Consider the following 18534-nt stretch of genomic DNA (forward strand, 5'->3'; position numbering starts at 1 on the left):
AACCCGAGAGCTCTCACATTCCCGATACTTCTACCCGGGGAGCCTCTCAGGGCTCTTCTGAAGCGGCATCCGTTGCCGCTGGGGACCCTGTGGCTAAGACCCCTTCTACCCGCGTCGATGCCGCTAAAGAGGCTATTGCTGGGCAGGCGCGCCGCCTCGTGGTGCCTCGCCGTTCCTTGCTTCTGACTGGCGGTGTGGTCGCTGCCGCCGGGGTGCTTGCCGCGATGCCGCAGATTGCCGCTACCGGTGTGTTGGGTGAGGATGCGGCGGTGGTGGTTTCAAACGAGAAGCTGCTGGCACGCCGTGAGCGTCTGGTTCGCGAGAATATTGATACCCGCTACCTGAAGATTGAGTCGCTGGGGCGTATCTATGTGGGTAAGGGGCGTAGTGAACAGGACCTGCGTCTGGTGGGTTCTTTCTCCCTTACGGAGGCGGCGCAGGCCGATTTGGCGGCGGCAGCTACGGCTCTGACGAACCTGTCTGTCTACGGTTCTTTGCACCGGCTGAGCGTCACCTACGGTGGCGTGGACTCGGCGAATGACCCGCAGAACGTTGCTAACACCGCTACGGATGCTCCGGTGAGCCCGCTGCGTGTCAATGATTCAGCGCCCCTGAAGGAAGAGCAGTGGCTGAAGGTACTGGCTGCCAACGCGGCATTGGGGACTAATGTGAGCTACGCTCAGGTAGGTCTGCTGGCGGATGAGCTGCGCCTGAATGCTGTGGTGATTGATGAGAACTATGATTCCCTGATGAAGCGTTTCCGTGCGCTGGCTGAGCTGGATTTGAAGAATGAGCGGGTACAGCATATTCATCTGAATATTCAGTTGGCTCCGGAGAAGGCGCTGAGCCTGCCCTCGGGTGCGCAGTCGAAGATTTCGGTGAGTGTTGCCGAGTCTTCACGCGTGGCAACGGTGGCTGATGTGCTATCGAAGGCCGCCACGAGGAAGGAGCTGAATACCCTGGCATCGTTCTCGCTGGTGTGGAATGCCCGTGAAAAGTACCCCTCAGCGAGCCAGTGGGATGCGTTCAAACTGGGCTTCAAGGGGCCGGAGTCGAAGGAGGAGTCTGCGAAGGAGGCACAACGCACTGCGGTTCGTAAATATCTGCAGGAAGTGAGCGGCCCCTTGCAGGCTCTGACGAAGCGTGAGGCAACAGTGCCGGGTGAGGTTATTACCTAAGCCCCTCAGTAATGTGATGGGTCTAACTAAAAAAATATGCCTGAGGATTTGGCGAAGCCGCAAAAGGTGTTATAGACTAGTAGAGCACCGCGGGGGCGTGGCGCAATTGGTAGCGCATCTGCTTTGCAAGCAGAGGGTTAGGGGTTCGAGTCCCCTCGCCTCCACTTTCCGGTGATTATAGCAAGAGGGAAACGCCTGGTTCCATTCCGAACCCAGAAGCTAAGACTCTTCGCGCCGATGGTACTGCACTTTTGTGGGTGTGGGAGAGTAGGTCATCGCCGGTTTATTTTTGAACGGAGAACCCCATGTCGAAAGACATGGGGTTCTTTGTATATCCGGGTATGTCTGGTGAATACCGCAGGGTGCACCCCGGGGTATATGCACGGGGAGATTCAGCGCTCTATCTCTAGCGCCTCCTCTCTCCCCTTTTCCTCCCCCCCCCAAAAAAAGAACAAACAATAGCCGCCCGCCAGAGTATAACTCTAGCGGGCGGCTATCTCTCATAAAGCGCTCCCTCACGCCGCCAGCGGCGCCTCAGAAAGCCCTAGAGAAGGAAGATACGGGGAACGCTTATGCGTTCTTCCAGGGGTCCTCCACGGGACGAGCTGCGTTGTAGGCTGCGGCGCCTGCAACACCCAGAGCAACCAGCAGACCCAGGAATGCCAGGCCCTTACGGGGGCGCTTGCCGCCGTTACGCTCAATGCGAGCCAGTTCCTTCTCAGCGGCGCGAACGGTCTTCGCGGTAGCCTTACGAGCCTTCTTCAGAGCCTTCTTGTTGCCGGTCAGCTTCTCAGCGAACATCTCAGCGGTCTTGCCTTCCAGCGCGGACTCAACAGCAGCCAGAGAAGAGACGATAGCCTGAGCCTTAGCAGCCTTGCGTGCCTTACGCTTCTTGCAGCAGAACATGGGGTGACCTCCATCGGTTGAAATGCGCCAGCAGCCAGAAAACGCCGCCGCGCGCGTAGTGTTCACCTCTCAGGATATTCAATTCCCGCCCAAAAAGCCCGCCCAACGGTGCGCCCGGGGCGAAAAAACATGTTAGATGGCGAATGAGCGCCGCCCCGTGCCACAATAGAGCCATGACTAATGCAACTGCTAAGGCAACTATCCACACCAACTACGGTGACATCGTCGTCGAGCTCTTCGGCAACCACGCACCGCTGACTGTTGAGAACTTCATCGGCCTCGCTGACGGCTCCCGTCAGTGGAAGCACCCCCGCACCGGTGAAATCATGAACACCCCCCTGTACAAGGACGTTGTGTTCCACCGCATCATCAAGGACTTCATGATTCAGGGTGGCGACCCCCTGGGCATGGGCGTTGGTGGCCCCGGCTACCAGTTCAAGGACGAGATTCACCCCGAGCTCTCCTTCTCCAAGCCCTACCTGCTGGCAATGGCTAACGCAGGCCCCGGCACCAACGGTTCTCAGTTCTTCATCACCACCGTTGAGACCCCCTGGCTGAACGGCCGCCACACCATCTTCGGTGAGGTCACCGACGAGGCATCTAAGAAGGTTGTTGACGCCATTGAGAGCGTTGAGACCGGCTTCCAGGACCGCCCGGTCAAGGACATTGTCATCTCCTCGATCGACATCGAAAAGCTCTAATAAACCCCATCAGAAGGCTCATACGAGCATTCTGCTGAAGGTGTTGAGAAAACACGTATAGTTCAGGGGCCCGCCAGGATTCTTCCGGTGGGCCCCTGCGCTTATATGCCCACGCGCGCCATCCCCCGCACACCACCCCGGTTGATCCGGTACACGACCCTGGAGGTTCAGTGGAGAACTTTCCCAACTACGCAGGCTACGGGCAGAGCCCCACGGTCTGCGTCAACCACCCCAACCGCGTTAGCTACGCCCAGTGTAAGCGCTGCAACCGCACCGTCTGCGGCGAATGCCAGGTAGCTCTGGATGTGGGCATGGTCTGCCCCGACTGCTACCGCGACCTCACCGGTGGTAGCTCGAAAGCACAGGGTTCGAAGGCAAAAGGCTCGTTCCTGGCGCGCCACTGGCACATTACGTACACGCTCATTCTGATTAACGTCGCGATGTACGGTCTGCAGCAGATTATCCCGAATAGGTGGATGGTCAACCACGGCATGATGTGGTGGCCCTATGTTCAGCACGGTGAATATTACCGCCTCATCAGCTACGGTTTTCTGCACTCACAAAACGACCCGATGCACCTGGTGTGGAACATGATTTACCTCTTCATCTTCGGTGTATCTCTCGAACGTATGATGGGGCGCTGGAAGTTCCTTGTGGTGTACCTGGGCTCAATCGTCTTTGGTGCCTTCGGCGTGCACGTGCTGACTCCTTCAACGAGCGTGGCGGGCGCATCAGGCGGCGTGTACGGCCTCATGGGCTCTTTCTTGACCCTGCTAATCATCAGGAAGCAGAAGGACACCGCACGAGTGTTCGTCATGATTACTGCCCCGAACATCATCTATAGCATTCTGACCCCCTCGAATATCTCCCACGCATGCCATGCGGGTGGTTTTGTCGGTGGTGTGCTGTTGACACTGCTGTTTGTCCCGCTTGTGGATAAGCCCGAGCCTCCTCAACAGCAGAGCCCGCAGCAATGGCAAAACGGCAGGTACTAAGCCTGAAAATACGTGAAAAATCTTCGGAAAATCCGGCACGAAAATCTTTGGAGAGGCAGTGGAGAACTTTCCCAACTACATGAATTACGGGCAGAGCCCCACGGTCTGCGTCAACCACCCCGACCGCGTTAGCTACGCCCAGTGTGGGCGCTGCAACCGAACAGTCTGCGGCGAATGCCAGACGGCGCAGGGCGCGGGTGTAGTATGCCCCGACTGCTACCGTGACCTAAATGGATTCGCCTCGAGCCCGACGCGTTCCTTCATCGCCCGGCACTGGCATATTACGTACACGCTCATTCTGATTAACGTCGTGGTGTACGGTCTGCAACAGATCATTCCATTCCGTTGGGTGTACAACCTCGGCGCGATGTCGGGTCCCCGCGTTCACCACGGCGAGTACTACCGCCTCATCACGCACGGGTTTGTGCACTCACAAACTGACCCGATGCACCTGGTGTGGAACATGATTTACCTCTTCATCTTCGGTGTGTCCCTCGAGCGCATGATGGGGCGGTGGAAGTTCCTCTTCGTATATATGGCGGCTACCGTGGGTGCCGGCTGCAGCGTGTACCTCTTCTCCTACTACCGTGGTGCCGTGGGCGCCTCAGGCGGTGTGTACGGTCTCTACGGCGCGTTCTTCGTGATCCTGCTTCTCAGGAGGCAAAAGGACACTGCGCGCCTCTTTATGCTGCTCATCGGCATTGGTGTGGTGCAGAGCCTCTTCCACCCGAATATTTCCCATGCGGGACACTTTGGCGGTCTTGTCAGCGGCGCACTAGCAACCCTGCTGATTATCCCGTTTGTGAAGAAGCCGGAGTCCTCTCAGCCGCCGCAGCAAAGCCCGCAGCAGTGGCTCAGTGGAAGGTATTGAACCCGAAAACCCGCGGAAATCCGCCGCAGAAGAGGGTTATCCACAGAGGTTTTCCACACTGTGCATAACTACATTCGTGTAATTTCACGATTGTGAGTACATGTTAAAAACCTGTGGATACAGGCTAAAACAACCGAATTACACAGGGTGAATTACACGGGTGTAAGAGTTTTCCCCAGATTTCTCCACAGATGTGGAAAACCTTAAATACCAGGGTGTGTGTAATTACAAAAAATTCCGGTGCTATGTACCGGAGAAAATAAAAAGTGCCCGGAAGGATCAACCTTCCGGGCACTTTCACGTATCGAGCCCCTCACGGGGCGAAGAAGCAGCGGGCGCGAAACTAGTTCGCCTGAGCCTCCGCCTCCTCAACCTCCTCGGGGGTGAGCTCCACGCCGGTGTACAGGCGGAACTGCTCAGCAGCCTGCAGAGCAATCACCTCACCGCCGTGAATAACTTCCTTACCCGCCGCGCGAGCCGCACGAACCAGCGGAGTCTCAACGGGCATCGCCACCACGTCAAAGACTACCTGCGCCTCAGCAATAGCCTCCTGCGGGTAGGACAGCTCCTCGCTCTCCTCACCGCCAGCCATGCCAATCGGGGTCACGTTCACCAGAATCGGCGCTCGCAGGTTGCCCACCTCCGGCGCCCAGGCATACTCGTAACGCTCAGCCAGCGCACGGCCAGTCTCCTCGTTACGGGCAATAATCATGCCCTGAGAGAAGCCCGCATCAAAGAACGCACCAGCCACAGCCGCAGCCATACCGCCCGAACCGCGCAGCAGGAACGGCAGAGACGGATCCACATTATGCGAACGCAGCAGGGAAGCCACCGCAATCACATCCGTGTTGTACGCCTTCAAGAAGCCGTCAGTGTTCACAATCGTGTTCACTGCGCCAATAACCGCAGCCGAGTGGTCCATATCGTCCATCAGCGGGATAACAGCCTGCTTAAACGGCATAGACACCGAGCAGCCACGAATACCCAGAGCACGCACGCCGGCGATAGCACCCTCAATATCGGTGGTGGTCATCGCCTTGTACAGGTAATCCAGACCGTGCTTCTCGTACAGGTAATTGTGGAACTTAATACCGTGATTCGACGGGCGACCAGACAAAGAAATGCAGACCGTCGTATCGCGGTTCAGCGCCGGGCGAGCCATCTTAAGCCTCGCCGCCAGCGTCGAGAGTGTTCTCAATCAGCTTCTTCACCTTGTTTCGGCTCACCAGGTCAGCGACCACAAAGTGGGTGTCGCCGGTATCCACGGTGGGGACGGTCGCGTTGCCGTCGTTGAGGGACTTCACGTGCGCCTCAGCCTGCGGGTCCTCCCAAATGTTCACCCAGGTAGCGTGGTCGCCGAGCTCGCCCAGCTTAGAATCCAGAGCCTCGCAGTAGGGGCAGCCGGGGCGCCAGTAAATGACGACGCCGCCATCCTTCATGACCTCGCGTGCCTTCTGCTGATCGGACTGCTGACGTTCAAACATAGTTCCTCCATAGACGGGGTGCTCCGCGGTCTTCAGGAGGCACTGAAACCTACCTGAGGGCGCAGCTCAATAAGTTGACATATCAAGCATAGCTGAGCGTGCAGGGGCGGGGTAGAGGTCGTCATAGGGCGAACGCCCGCGCCGCACCCCGCCAGCCCGTGCAGCACTCCCGCAGAAGCCTTCACTCTGCGCTCCAGAAGCCTTCCCCCTGCGCATTAACGGCATACGCCCCACACCAAGGTTGCCGGACCAATGATGCGGGGCGTATACAGTTCGCGAGAAAGCGCGAGTACTTGTGCTGAGTAAGAGTAAAAGAAGAGTGAAAACAGGCTACCATGCGGTAACCGAAGCTGAGCAATATGCCGAGTGAGTCGGTGAATGAAAGAACCCAGGCGGGGCAGAACGCCCCATTATTTGAGAGAGATGTTGAGTGAAAGCCGTTGAGTGAAAGCCTGTAATGCAAACCCAGGGAAATGGCGCCCTACCCCACGAGGAAGCGAGGCAGGGCGCCAATCCAAAGGAGGCTATCGCCTTACTTGCCGAACTTCTCGGTCAGCTTGGAGACGTTCTCGGTCACGACCTCTTCAACCTTGGCAACGTGCTCGTCGGTGACGACCTCCTTGCCAGCCTTCTCGTTGATGACTTCCTGAGCCTTGTCGAGGCCCTGCTCAACGGTGCCCTTGATATCGAAGCCCATGGGGGCCTCCTTTCTGCGCTTTCGCGCTCTAAAGCCTCACTTCAAGTGAGGGGTGATTCGCCCGCACGGGCGAAATCGGAGTGTGATGCTTTGGTGGACGAAACCTGCAAGCTGGGCTTGTATGTGACGGTCGAACCCAGTGTAGATGCTATCCATATGCCGGACTATGCGCATCGAAACTTTACAGCTCACGGATTGCGTCCGTCGATAAGTGTACATACCCGCGAAGGCAAGAAAAACCACCCTCAGAAAACGTGGCGCCACTTTTGACCAACGACCAAAAAATTATGGCTTATCAGCGCGTTATTACGGGGGATAACCGGAGGAAAATTGCAGAAACTCGCAGGAAACTTCCAGCTAAGAATATTGTTCAAACCCCTGAAAAAACACCCCTATGACACCCCGCCGATTTATGACAGACCTCAGCGCCCAACCCTACAACACCGGAATATCCGTAGGAGCAGCGCCCGCAGCCCAATCATGAGACGCCGCAAAACCAGCAACCATCGGCAAAAAACGAGGCGCCGCATAGCCGCGCACAGCATACGCAGTCGCCACCGCATCCGCGGCAGCCTCCAGCTGAGAGGTCGGAATCAGCGCCATCACCGCGCCACCAAAACCACCACCCACAATACGGGCACCCAACGCGCCCCGATCCAGGCACACCTGCACCGCATCATCAATCTCAGGGCGAGAAACACGCAACTCATCACGCATCGACACAAACGACTCCGTGAAAATGCGGCCCGTCTCCTCAAACGCCGCGCAACCCAACTCATCAGCGTGCTGCAGCAAATAGCTCGCACGACCCACCAGAGTCATATCGTGGAACGCATGACGCACCCAACCGCGCGGGAACGAACACGGACGACCAGCGTCCTCCAGAGCGTCCAAGGCACGATTCACCGAAGAATCCACCAGATCAGCACGCCACGCCTTCGCCGCACGCGCATCCATACCCGCACACGACAAATCCTCCGGTAGGGCATCACGCAAAAAACGCAGACCCAAAGCATCAGCGCACGCCTCAGACGCCGCACGACGAGCCGCAAAACCACCATCCGTCAGCTCATGCGGAGTGTTCGTATCAATCACCAAAAAACTCAAGCCATGCTGAGCAATATCCACCGCAACCGGCTCAATCGAAAAATCACGGAAATCAACCACCAGAGCCTGCTCCGGATACGAACGCAACGACGCCGTCTGATCCAGGCCACCCGTATGCGCGCCAGCCATCTTATTCTCAGCCGTAATACACACCTGCGCCAGACGCGCACGCAACGCATCACTATCAGCCGGGGTAGCATCCGCTTCCGGGCACTCATCACGCACCGGACACGAGAGCTCCAACAACGCCAACGCCGTCGAACACTCCAAAGCCGCCGAAGACGACAAACCGCCACCCACCGGAACACGAGAATTAATCAGCAGATCAGCACCAAACTCATTGGGCAACATAATATCCCTGCCGCCCTCCTGATTCATCGCCCACGCAACACCCGCCACATAGGTGAACCAGCCCTTCAAATGACCCGGCTGAATATCGCGAATCACAACCGTGCGCTCATCGCCGGGCATCTGCAAAGAAGCCGCGCGCAACACACCATCACGACGCAACGCACCCGCCACATAGGTGCGGTACGGCAACGGCATCGGCAGGCACGAGCCACCCAAAAAATCAATGTACTCGCCCAAAAGATTCAGGCGCCCAGGCGCAGACCACACACCATCCGGCTCATAACCATACGCAGTAATAAACTCCTCACGCACACGCGCAATCTCTGCGCTATGGTCCGGAAGAGCCGCCCACTGGGCGGTAGCGGTCATCGACATGGAACACCTCTGATAAAGCCCAACAGGGCACTAAGACATAAACAACACCCCACCCGCACCAGATACCCAACGGGCAACAGCGCAAGCACGTGTCACCTCTAGACTAAAGCAGACAACCGGCGAACATCGACTCAGCCGCCAAACCGCGCCGGTATCAGAGCGCAGCAGAGCAGCCAGCACCAACGCACGCAAAAGCCCCGCACCCCCACAAGGGGGCACGGGGCACCATACACAACTAATAAACCAAAAGAGGAACAGGCGACTTACGCATCCTGCGTATAAGGCGCTTGCACTATCATCATCGAATCAATCGCAGAAAGCAGATCCTGGCGGTAACGGTTAAACGCATTCTCAATCAGAGGAACATCGCCACTCGCCACAGCTTCCTGCGGAGAAATCAGCGGCAGAGTCTGATACTCCTCCACCAGGCTCAACGCAATATGGGTCAACAAACGAGCACGACGTAGCGCCTCCGCATGGCCTAAACCAAGAGCCTGGAACTCATGAGCCATAGCCACCACCGGCTTCAACTCACGCGGGTGCAGAGTCAAACTCAAACGCACCACCTCAGGGCACTCACGAATCGGGTACAGCAGGGAGAACAGCGTATCGCCGCGGCGAATCATCGAAGCGCGAATAGCCTCCGGATTCGCCTCAGCCTCCTCAGACATCGACTTCGGGGCACGAGCCAGAATGTAATCCGCCAACAGAATCAGAAGCTGCTGCTTATTCTTCACGTGGTAGTACAGGGCGCCGGGAGCCACGTGAAGCTCCTGAGCGAGTCGGCGCATGGAAAGGTCCGCCAAACCGTAGGTCGCCAAGACCTCGTAGGCGGTATCTAGAATCTTTTCACGGGAAAGTACCACCCTTTCATTTTAGGGTGTTCAAATCTGTAACGTGAGCAAGATGCACCCCACGGCAAACAAAAACCCCACAAATACGCGGCACAAACCCAAAAACCAATGTTGATTCTCACTCACCCGGAGCGAACGTTTCGCGTTTCACGAGCACTTTTGTCACCGAAAACCCTCCAGTACACGCAGAAAAAGGCAGACGCCCACGCTCTCGGCATAAAATCACGTCTTAAACCGCCCAAAACCGCCAAGACAGGTAAACCTCGCGGGCACACGCCCCGAAATCAGGTGTTTAATATTCGGTATGAGCAATGCATTTTCTGAACTAATCGAGCGCGCCACCGCAGGCGAAGGCCTCAACCGCGAAGAAATCCACACCCTCCTCGTGGACGGTGAAGGACAGGACTTCGCCCTCATCGAGGCAGCCTCCGTCGTGCGCCGCAACGAATTCCGCAACATGATTGCGATCCACACCGAAGATGAAGCACTCGCCGACGCACTGGGCACCCGCTCCATCGCCGTGGACTCCTACGAAGTACTGGATATCTCCCGCGATATCGACTCCGAAGAACTCGCGGCAACCATCGAACGTATTGCTGAATCCTCCGCCATCGGCGTGACCGTACTACTGCCCGAAAATGCAGTACCCATGATGCTCATGCGCGTGCTGTCCATCCTGCGCCTGGCGGCACCCGCCAAGGTCATTCACCTGCCCGAAGGCTACGAACAGTCCCTGCGCTCGCTGACTTCCCTCGCAATGCACGTGGTCAGCGCTATCACCATTACCGACGACATTGAGCAGTGGCCCATGGTCAATGAGGTGCTCAAGGCGCTGCGCCACGGCGGTATCGTCATCTCCGGCACCGGTGGCCGCGATGCCCTCGCAGGCTACCTGCGCTACCTCTCCGACCTCGGCGTGGACCTCATGGGTCACCGCGACGCACGCGGCTCCGCCTGTGGCTCGGTTGACGGCGGCGGATGCGGTTGCGGTTCGGGTGGCTGCGGTAGCCACGAGGAGCCGGCACCTTCCGCTGGTGGTTGTGGCTGCGGCTCGGGCGGATGCGGTTCCTCCGCTGAAGCTCCCGCTGAGCCTCACGGTCACTCTCACGGCGGCGGTGGCTGCTGCGGTGGCCACGATGAGCCGAAGGAAGAAAAGGGTGGATGCTGCGGCGGCCACGACGAGCCCGAGCCGGTCGTCGAAGAAGCCCCCGCTGGTGGCTGTGGCTGCGGTGCTGGCGGTTGCGGATCCAAGTAACCTGCTAGGGGTTCTTGCCCCAAGCTTTATATTCCAAATATAGAATTTTCCCCTGAATAACCTGCTGAAAAGTAAGGATATTCAGGGGAAACTCTATATTCCGTAAAGGGTATTAGGCTCAGAGGTAAACAACACCACAATAAACGCTGCAGAACCCCCATATCCGAAAAACGGAATGAACCCCTCCGGTAGAGTAGAAAGACGTAGCCGACTAATCCTAGCCGCGCGAAAGGAACAACACCGGACCAATGCTTTACCTCTCCGTTATTGTCATCATCCTGCTTGCGACCGTATTCATGGTCAGCGTCGGTGACCGACTCAACCTGCCCTGGCCGGTCATGATGACCCTGCTCGGTGCCGCCGCGCTCTTCATTCCCAACCGACCGGACCTCACCATCGACAGCGACATCATCCTGCCGATCTTCCTTCCGCCGCTACTGTGGGCCATCGGCGTTAAATTCTCCTGGGGTACTCTGCGTCGCCGCTGGAAATCCGTACTCCTCTACTCGGTCCTACTCACCACCGTCTCTGCCCTGGCGATTGCCGGCGCAACCATATGGTGGGTCCCCGGCATGACCATCGCCGTCGCCCTCGCTGTGGGTGCAGCTGTGTCCCCGCCCGACCCCGTTGCCGTGGAGGCGGTCGCCGAGCCCGTCGGCATCCCCCGTCGACTCATCGGCACCCTGCAGACCGAAGGTAGCTTCAACGACGCTATCGCAATCGTGCTCTTCCACGCCGCAATCCACTCCATGACTAGCGGCCACCATATTGACCCGCTCTCCGTTGCCAAGGACTTCGTGCTCGGCTCGATTCTCGCGGTCATTATTGGTTACATCTTCGGCTGGCTCGGCGGCTACGTGCGCCAGCGCGCCCACGACGTGGTCACCAGCAACGCCGTGACCCTCGTGATTCCCTTCGGTGCCTACCTAGCTGCTGAAAGCGTGCACGCCTCCGGCGTTATTGCCGTGGTCATCGGCGCTATCCAGTTCACCAGCACCAAGTACATGGCGGCGCTCGAAGCGGAAGAACGCCTCTCCTCCACCTCCTTCTGGCAGATCATTGAGCTGCTCATGACCGGTGTCGCCTTCGGCCTCATCGGCCTGCAGGCAAGTAGCATCATCGCCACCGCCGATCCCTCTCGTATCGCCGGTCTCTTCGGCAACGGCGCCATGGTCGCACTGGTTGCCATCCTGGTGCGCCTCATTTGGTTCACCATCGTCTGGCTCGCAGGGCGCAAGAACCCCATCCACGAGGGTGCCCCCGAAAGCTTCGCCGAAGTTATCGTCATGACCTGGTCCGGCATGCGCGGCCTCGTGACCCTGATTCTTGCCCTGTCCATCCCCGTGGTCAACGGCACCGAACAGGTACGCCAGGACGCCATCGTCATGATGCTCTCCGTACTCTTCTTCACCCTCGTGCTGCCCGGCCTGACCCTGCCCCTGCTCGTGAAGGTCCTTGGCGTGCAGGCTAACCATGAAGAAGAAACCGCCGTGCCCGAACTGCTCAAGATCGCGCAGATTGCAGCCCTCGAGGCGCTCCAGGCGGAGGCAAAGGCAACCACCGACCCCGAGACCTACGCTCGCGTGAAGGAAATGTGCTCCGCCATCACCCGCCGCGACGAAATCAGCGAGGCGCTGCCCGAAGAATACAAGCAGCACATGGAGAAGATTAAGGACAAGCGGAACGACTTCGTGCGCCTGCGCGACGCCGCCCTCGTCGCCGCACAGAACGAGGTCATTGCCGCCCAGGATCGTTACGACTCCCACGACGTGCTCCGCGTGGTGCGTAAGCTGGACATCCTGGCGCAGGCAGAAAGCATCCGCTCCTCCGGCATGTTCATTCTGCCCGCCATGACCGCTGGCGCGGTCGCCATGGAACGCTACAACCTCTGGAAGAAGCACCAGGGCACCCTGAGCACCCGCGCAATCCCCGTGGTTGAGAACGCGCCCGCCTCGCCCCTGGTCACCAACGAGGTAAGCCCCAAGTCCTAGCCGGTACCTCCGCGCACGAACACTACGTTTCTGCCCCTGCATACGCCACCGAGTGAAGCCCACTGGTCTTTAGCTCACAGGCGATAGACAGGGGCAGAAGCAGATTAAGGCTCAACTATCACCTAAAATGAGAACCGAACGTTAGCTCTCTCAAACTCACGAACACATTGAAAGTAGACATGGATTTCAAGACTCTTTCGCCTGCGTACCTGACCTCCCTCGGCGTGATTTTTTGCGGCGCGCTCTTGATTGGAACTTCCAACCCCTGGCTCCTGTGGCTCGGCTGGATTCTTCTGATTCTTGCGCTGGGTCTGAACGTCCTTGCCTTCGTGCTGTCCGTGGGTAAGGCGAAGGGCAACCCGACCCCCGCACTGGTGACCAACCTGGACGGTTTCGAATCCTCCGTGGAGAACCGTATCCGCGAGCGCTCGGAGCACCGCCGTGAAGAGCGTGAAGCTGCTGAGCATGAGGTAATCGAGCAGGAGGCAGGTGAGCACGAGGTAGCGGCGCAGGCTGAGTACGATGAACAGCACGAGCAGCAGGCACCCGCTGAAACCTCCGAGGCTGTTGAGGCTGCAGAGGTTCGTGAGGAAGAGCCCACCGAATCTCAGCCGATTGTTGCCCCCGCCCCCGGTCGCATGAGCGTTCTGCCCTCGCGCCCCCGTTCGGGTCGCACCCCCAAGCCCCGCTCCAACGCACGCTAAGGCAGGTCGGTTGTGAATACGAAGTTTTTGCTTTCCCCGGCGTACTTGGTTTCTATTGCCCTGATGCTTTCCGGCGCGGTGCTTTCCGGTGGCCGTTTCATGCTGATCGGCTGGATTCTATGCATTGTGGGCGTCTGCCTGAACGCCATGACCCTGGTCGTGCTGACGAACCGCGAGCAGCTGTACACCATGGACGCGAAGGTTGCCCGAGGCACCCGCCGCGGCTTTGATGACCGCCCCTCTGTGGTGCAGCGCCTGGACGGCAAATCCGCCGCTGACAAGGCTGAAGCGGAGCCTGCAGAAGAGCCTGCTGAAACACCCGAGAAGACCAACTAGGGGCAACCCCTAAAGGCATATAGAAACCCCCTCAGAAGTTCTCTGAGGGGGTTTCTTTATGCTTGCTGCCAAGTGGTGCTCGGGTGTCTGCCCGAACGCTTAGCCGGGTATCTGCTTGATGAGTGGGATTAGCGCTGTGCACCCAGCTTCTGCGCCGCGAAATCCGCGTACTCCTGCACGTGCGCGCGAGCCTGCTTGGTTAGTGCCTTATTCTCTTCCAGGATGCGCGCCGACTGCGCCGCCATCAACTCCAGATACTGGCGGTCGCGGGTCTTCTTCCATGCGGTGCGTGCCGCCTCCAGCTCGGCGAAATCGTTGAGCGCCTGACGCTGCATCGTGTAGCGGACCCACATGAGCACCAGAATCAGCACCAGCGGAATGAGGCACGCCCAGCTCTGCCACAGCCCGTACAGTGCCGCTGCAATGGCACCCAAAACAATCAGCACCGGGGAGATGGAGACGATGGGGGAGTCCGGGCGGTTCTTCTGGTTCTTCACGAGTGATTCACGCGCCATAGCGCGGAAGGTGTCAGAGAAGCTGGACGGGTCGTAGGACTGGGCAGAATCGGGGTGCTGGCTCTTGCCGGGCTGGGGTTTGGGGGATTTAGAGGAAGACGGGCACATAGAAACCTCACGGGGTACATGGGGAGTATCGGGAAAGCGGGTGTTTCACGTGAAACGGGGGAGTAGGCGGCGAATACGCGAGAGAGACGTGGCGAGTATGCGGAAGCGTATGCGGAAGCGGCTGGCAGATGCTCAGCGCTCGCCGCGCCTATACGCCGCCTCGGCAGCTTCTACAGGGAAGCCTCAATAAACTCGTACGCCTTATCCACACAATCGGTGGTGACGGCCTTAACCTCATTGGGGGAGTAGCTGAACGACGCCGAACGGTCAGCGTAACGGTGCATGTCGATATCGTTCCACGAATCACCAATCGTATGCACCTCATAGGAGCTACCCGGATGCTCAGCCTGCAGGTACTCCACCAGATGCTGCAGACCGGTGCCCTTCGTGCAGGCGGGCGGCACAATATCCAAGAAATCCTGGTTCTTGTGGCAGTCCACCGAATCACCAAAACACTCCAGAATCCAGGTGTACGCCGCCTCGCGGATCTGCGCATCTGGAATCCACAGGGGTACACCCACGTACTCGTGGTTCTGCAGGTCATCAGCCAGCAGGGGAGTGAACTCCGGCAGAATATTCGTCGACGAACCCACCCGGTCGCAGAGGCTGTAATCGTTATCCAGAGTCGTCGCGAACAATGCCACGCCGTCCACGGTGCTGAAATGCTCGTAGCACGCCTGCACAACACTCACCGGAAGAGGCTGATGGTAAATCACCCGGTACTCCCGGTCGGTAATCACCGCCCCCGTGTACAGCACGTGGTAATCAAAGCGGATGGCGGTCGGGTTCAACGCCAGCTGCGTGGCAAAAATGCTCTTGCCCGTGCACGAGACCGCCAGGTTACCCTCCGCCTGCCAGCGGGCAATCGCCTGCTCATTGGCAGGCTCCACGGCGCGGTTAAACAGAATCGTGCCGTCCAGGTCGAAAGCCATCAACTTGGTCATAGAAACTCCTTCGCGGGAGGGCTGCATTGCCGCGAATTGTGCGCCGCAACCGATAGAAAACGGGGGTGCCGCCGGTACTTTTAAGTGTACCGACCGCACCCCCGCCACTTGAGATATAGCCCCTGAGTCTCACGCCTTCACTGAAGGGTGAAAGGGCTCATTCCTCAGATTTTTAGAGGGCCAGGAATCCCAGGTAGGAACCGAGGATGCCCACGGCGAACAGAGCGAAAATCAACCAGATAGCGTTGACCTTCTTCTTCAGCAGCCACATGCACAGGAAGCACAGGCCCAGCGACGCAAGGCCCGGCAGCAGGTCGTTCAGCACCGACTGAACGGTCACATCCACCATCGCGCCAGCCTGGTTCTTGTAGCTGGTTAGCGGCAACGGAATGTTCACGCTCGTCCAGCGGTACACCAGCGCACCCATCACGAACAGACCCATCACGGAAGCGCCCTGAGTGATCTTCTGCAGGGTGTTACCGCCCGCCTCAGTCACAATCTGGGTACCCTTCTCGTAACCGTACTTGAAGCCGTACCAGCGGGTCGCCCAGCGAATTGCGGTCAGGCCGAAGAAGAACAGCAGCGGGCCCAGAATATTACCGGTCACCGCCAGGGAAGCACCCAGAGCAGCCAGCACAATACGTGCGGTACCCCAGTAAATCGGGTCGCCCACACCAGCCAGCGGGCCCATCAGACCCACCTTCACGTTGGTGATAGCGGCCTCGTCAATGTCCTTACCGGCTGCCTTCTCACGCTCCATTGCAGCGGTCACACCCATAATCGAGGATGCAACCCACGGCTGGGTGTTGAAGAACTCCAGGTGGCGGGTCAGCGCCTCCGCCTGGTCTTCCTTCTTGGTGTAGAAGCGCTTAATCGCCGGAATCATGGAAACCGCGAAACCGATGGACTGCATACGCTCGAAGTTAAACGAACCAAGCAGAAAAGTGGAGCGGAAGTAGGTTTCGACCTTGTCGCGCTGGGTGAGCTCGGGAACTTCAACGAGCTCGACGTTCTTGTTCTCAGTCATGATGATGCTCCTTACTCGAGCTCGTTATCGAGGTCGTTTGCTGCGGCTGCCGGTGCTACGGCGGGTGCCTCGCTCTTATGGAAGAGCGGGTTCAGCTGGGTGTACAGCAGACCCAGGCAGGCGCCCACAATACCGATAGCAACCAGGTTGAACTGTGCCTGACCGGACAGGGTTGCGACGAGGTCCTTCGCGCCTTCGGTGCCAGCAATCGAAATCGACTGGGTTGCCGGGATAGCGGCGGCGGCAATGAAGCCGAGGAAGAAGAAGGGCATGAGAGCCTTCGAACGCATCATGTTGATGACCATTGCGAAACCGACCACGGTAATCATGCCACCGGCGATACGAAGACCGGTGGTTACCTCGGCAGGAATCATGTTCAGCAGGCGGGTCAGCTCTTCGGAGCTAATCAGAGCCACAATAGCGGTCGGGATAGCTACACGCAGACCCTGCAGAGCCATACCACTGATGTGCATCAACTCAATACCGCGGAAGTTCGCGGTCTTCGCGAAATTATCAGCCTGATGCTGGAAGAACACCGTAATGGTACGAACGAAAATGGTCAGAACCTGACCTGCTGCAGCCAGCGGCACAGCAATAGCAATACCGGTTTCGATGTTCTGGTGACCCTGAATCACAACAACAGCGGAGATGGTGGACGCCAGAGCCGAGTCCGGAGCCATAGCCGCACCGACGTTCATCCAGCCCAGGGCGATGAGCTCCAGTGCGCCACCGAGCATAATGCCGGTAGTCGGGTCACCCAGCGCAAAACCCATCAGGGTACAAGCGACCAGGGGGCGGTGGAACTGACGCTCGTCCACCACGGATGCGACGCCCGCAATGAACGCCACGAGAACAACGAGAATAAACGTCAGGGCGCTCATGCGTCCAGGCCTTTCTGCTTGAGGATCTTTTCCAAATCAACCGGGGAGTGGTTGGGCAGCTGCTGCACCGTCAGCTTCACACCGCGCTTAATGAGTTCGCGGTAGGCTTCCAGGTGCTCCTCGGAGGCGTACACTGCGTCCGAGAGCTGAACCATGCCGGTCTTGAAGGTGACGCCACCAACGTTCACTTCGTTGATCTTGACGCCTTCGTCGAGCAGTCGCACCACGTCAACGGGGGATTCTACGACGAACATGGTCTTCATGCCGGTGTACTTGGGGTTGTTGTACACGCGGCCAGCTTTAGCGATGTCCAGGACATTGGTCTTCACGCTGGTCGGCGCGACCTGCAGCAGCAGGGACTTGCGCAGCTGATCGTGTGCCGCATTATCGGATGCCGCGATGAAGGTCTGCGGTGCGATATGCGGAACCCAGGTGCCTGCCACCTGACCGTGAATCAGGCGGGAGTCGATGCGGGTGAAGATAGCGTCCATGGTGCCGCCGGGAACCTGCTGAGCAACCGGAACCTCGACCGCCTTGGTCTCTGCGGGCTTCGCCTCGGCGGGCTTGGCGGCTGCGGGCTGATTCGCCTCCTGGAAGGAGCGAATACCCTTAGTGCCAGCCTTGTGCGCCTTAGCGACCAGGGACTTGAGGGTTGCGTTCTTACGGCCTGCGCCGGAGATGACCTCAATAAGCATCGGTACGTTGACACCGGAGACGACGTCGACGCCCTCGCGGGTGGCTGCGAACTGCGCACCGGCGTTGTAGGGGCTACCGCCGAAGAGGTCGACCAGCAGCAGGGTTTCTTCTGCTTCAGATGCCTCAACGATGCGGGTGTACTCTTCGACGAGATCTTCGGGGCCCTGACCCGGCAGGAACGTGACCGGGTGGACGTTTTCGAAGTTACCGAGGATCATGCCGGCGGTCTTCAGCAGAGCCGGAGCCGACTCGCCGTGTGCCGCCACAATGATAGTGACCATAGTGGTCCTCTCGTGTTCGTGACATGGTGTGTAGTGGCCCCGTGAAGGGCCTCATAATTCTCAGATAGTAACACGTTGTTTTTGTGTTTTGTGGGTTTTATCTGGCTTTGCACACTTTAGGTTCTTGTGACATTTTTCCACGTGTTGGAATATGGGTTTTTGATGTCAAAACACGTATTAATTGCCAGGGTGTAAAAAATTTAAACAGAACACCGAAAAAAGGTTGCCGAAGTGGAGGGTAAAGCGTTATTTTTGTGAAATTTCAGGAATGACGGCA

At 58.3% G+C, this 18534-nt stretch carries 19 protein-coding genes, 1 tRNA gene and 1 rRNA gene; 10 read left to right on the forward strand and 11 right to left on the reverse strand.

Annotated elements, in window-relative coordinates; all coding sequences use genetic code 11:
* Nucleotides 1-89: 89 nt before the first annotated feature.
* From HMPREF2712_RS02590 to rrf, 3 genes are all read left to right on the forward strand, one after another.
* Complete coding sequence (locus HMPREF2712_RS02590) at nucleotides 90-1178, forward strand: acetamidase (protein WP_246828659.1); 1089 nt, start codon at nucleotides 90-92, stop codon at nucleotides 1176-1178.
* 91 nt (nucleotides 1179-1269) lie between these two features.
* Nucleotides 1270-1342, forward strand: a tRNA-Ala gene (locus HMPREF2712_RS02595).
* Between the two features lie 3 nt (nucleotides 1343-1345).
* Nucleotides 1346-1462 (forward strand): 5S ribosomal RNA (gene rrf, locus HMPREF2712_RS02600).
* A 286-nt stretch (nucleotides 1463-1748) separates the two neighbouring features.
* Here the strand turns inward: rrf and HMPREF2712_RS02605 are convergent.
* A complete protein-coding gene (locus tag HMPREF2712_RS02605; protein ID WP_005504118.1) occupies nucleotides 1749-2084 on the reverse strand; it encodes a hypothetical protein in 336 nt (111 codons plus the stop codon).
* A gap of 173 nt (nucleotides 2085-2257) precedes the next feature.
* Here HMPREF2712_RS02605 and HMPREF2712_RS02610 point away from each other — a divergent pair, with 173 nt between their 5' ends.
* The 3 genes from HMPREF2712_RS02610 to HMPREF2712_RS02620 all read left to right on the forward strand — a co-directional run bounded on the left by HMPREF2712_RS02610 (nucleotide 2258) and on the right by HMPREF2712_RS02620 (nucleotide 4651).
* Nucleotides 2258-2785 (forward strand): peptidylprolyl isomerase, encoded by a 528-nt coding sequence (locus HMPREF2712_RS02610; RefSeq protein WP_070819202.1) that lies wholly within the window; start codon nucleotides 2258-2260, stop codon nucleotides 2783-2785.
* A gap of 170 nt (nucleotides 2786-2955) precedes the next feature.
* Nucleotides 2956-3780, forward strand: coding sequence for a rhomboid family intramembrane serine protease (locus tag HMPREF2712_RS02615; protein WP_070819203.1), 825 nt, complete (start codon nucleotides 2956-2958; stop codon nucleotides 3778-3780).
* Between the two features lie 58 nt (nucleotides 3781-3838).
* Nucleotides 3839-4651, forward strand: coding sequence for a rhomboid family intramembrane serine protease (locus HMPREF2712_RS02620; RefSeq protein ID WP_083323936.1), 813 nt, complete (start codon nucleotides 3839-3841; stop codon nucleotides 4649-4651).
* Between the two features lie 343 nt (nucleotides 4652-4994).
* Here the strand turns inward: HMPREF2712_RS02620 and HMPREF2712_RS02625 are convergent, their stop codons facing one another.
* From HMPREF2712_RS02625 to HMPREF2712_RS02645, 5 genes are all read right to left on the reverse strand, one after another.
* Nucleotides 4995-5813 carry a shikimate 5-dehydrogenase gene (locus HMPREF2712_RS02625; protein ID WP_005504124.1) on the reverse strand — a complete coding sequence of 273 codons (819 nt, stop codon included), beginning with the start codon at nucleotides 5811-5813 and terminating at the stop codon, nucleotides 4995-4997.
* A gap of 1 nt (nucleotide 5814) precedes the next feature.
* Nucleotides 5815-6135, reverse strand: coding sequence for a glutaredoxin domain-containing protein (locus tag HMPREF2712_RS02630; protein ID WP_060824126.1), 321 nt, complete (start codon nucleotides 6133-6135; stop codon nucleotides 5815-5817).
* 532 nt (nucleotides 6136-6667) lie between these two features.
* The gene (locus tag HMPREF2712_RS02635) at nucleotides 6668-6832 is read right to left on the reverse strand and encodes a hypothetical protein (protein ID WP_005504128.1); all 165 of its coding nucleotides are present in this window, start codon (nucleotides 6830-6832) and stop codon (nucleotides 6668-6670) included.
* A gap of 435 nt (nucleotides 6833-7267) precedes the next feature.
* Nucleotides 7268-8665, reverse strand: a complete 1398-nt coding sequence (locus HMPREF2712_RS02640) for a galactokinase (RefSeq protein WP_070819204.1) — start codon at nucleotides 8663-8665, stop codon at nucleotides 7268-7270.
* A 263-nt stretch (nucleotides 8666-8928) separates the two neighbouring features.
* Nucleotides 8929-9531, reverse strand: coding sequence for a TetR/AcrR family transcriptional regulator (locus tag HMPREF2712_RS02645; RefSeq protein ID WP_070615741.1), 603 nt, complete (start codon nucleotides 9529-9531; stop codon nucleotides 8929-8931).
* 292 nt (nucleotides 9532-9823) lie between these two features.
* On the opposite strand from HMPREF2712_RS02645, the gene HMPREF2712_RS02650 reads away from it, so the two are divergent.
* The 4 genes from HMPREF2712_RS02650 to HMPREF2712_RS02665 all read left to right on the forward strand — a co-directional run bounded on the left by HMPREF2712_RS02650 (nucleotide 9824) and on the right by HMPREF2712_RS02665 (nucleotide 13805).
* Nucleotides 9824-10774, forward strand: coding sequence for a biotin synthase (locus HMPREF2712_RS02650; protein ID WP_070615743.1), 951 nt, complete (start codon nucleotides 9824-9826; stop codon nucleotides 10772-10774).
* Between the two features lie 248 nt (nucleotides 10775-11022).
* Nucleotides 11023-12765 carry a cation:proton antiporter gene (locus HMPREF2712_RS02655; RefSeq protein ID WP_070819205.1) on the forward strand — a complete coding sequence of 581 codons (1743 nt, stop codon included), beginning with the start codon at nucleotides 11023-11025 and terminating at the stop codon, nucleotides 12763-12765.
* Nucleotides 12766-12944: 179 nt separating this feature from the next.
* Entirely contained in the window at nucleotides 12945-13469 is a 525-nt protein-coding gene (locus tag HMPREF2712_RS02660) for a hypothetical protein (protein WP_070615747.1), read from the forward strand.
* Nucleotides 13470-13481: 12 nt separating this feature from the next.
* Entirely contained in the window at nucleotides 13482-13805 is a 324-nt protein-coding gene (locus HMPREF2712_RS02665; protein ID WP_070615749.1) for an ATPase, read from the forward strand.
* Nucleotides 13806-13933: 128 nt separating this feature from the next.
* Here HMPREF2712_RS02665 and HMPREF2712_RS02670 read toward each other — a convergent pair whose 3' ends face one another.
* The 5 genes from HMPREF2712_RS02670 to HMPREF2712_RS02690 all read right to left on the reverse strand — a co-directional run bounded on the left by HMPREF2712_RS02670 (nucleotide 13934) and on the right by HMPREF2712_RS02690 (nucleotide 18257).
* Nucleotides 13934-14428 (reverse strand): hypothetical protein, encoded by a 495-nt coding sequence (locus HMPREF2712_RS02670; RefSeq protein WP_070615750.1) that lies wholly within the window; start codon nucleotides 14426-14428, stop codon nucleotides 13934-13936.
* Nucleotides 14429-14598: 170 nt separating this feature from the next.
* Nucleotides 14599-15372 carry an HAD-IIB family hydrolase gene (locus tag HMPREF2712_RS02675; protein ID WP_070615752.1) on the reverse strand — a complete coding sequence of 258 codons (774 nt, stop codon included), beginning with the start codon at nucleotides 15370-15372 and terminating at the stop codon, nucleotides 14599-14601.
* Between the two features lie 172 nt (nucleotides 15373-15544).
* Nucleotides 15545-16399 (reverse strand): PTS system mannose/fructose/sorbose family transporter subunit IID, encoded by an 855-nt coding sequence (locus tag HMPREF2712_RS02680; RefSeq protein ID WP_005504142.1) that lies wholly within the window; start codon nucleotides 16397-16399, stop codon nucleotides 15545-15547.
* An 11-nt stretch (nucleotides 16400-16410) separates the two neighbouring features.
* On the reverse strand, nucleotides 16411-17280 hold the full coding sequence (locus HMPREF2712_RS02685; RefSeq protein WP_070819206.1) for a PTS mannose/fructose/sorbose transporter subunit IIC: 870 nt from the start codon (nucleotides 17278-17280) through the stop codon (nucleotides 16411-16413).
* Entirely contained in the window at nucleotides 17277-18257 is a 981-nt protein-coding gene (locus tag HMPREF2712_RS02690) for a mannose/fructose/sorbose PTS transporter subunit IIA (RefSeq protein WP_049338637.1), read from the reverse strand. The genes HMPREF2712_RS02685 and HMPREF2712_RS02690 overlap by 4 nt, the downstream gene beginning before the upstream one ends.
* Nucleotides 18258-18534 lie beyond the last annotated feature (277 nt).

The sequence above is a fragment of the Rothia sp. HMSC064F07 genome (assembly GCF_001837265.1).
GTDB classification, from domain to species: Bacteria; Actinomycetota; Actinomycetes; order Actinomycetales; family Micrococcaceae; genus Rothia; species Rothia mucilaginosa.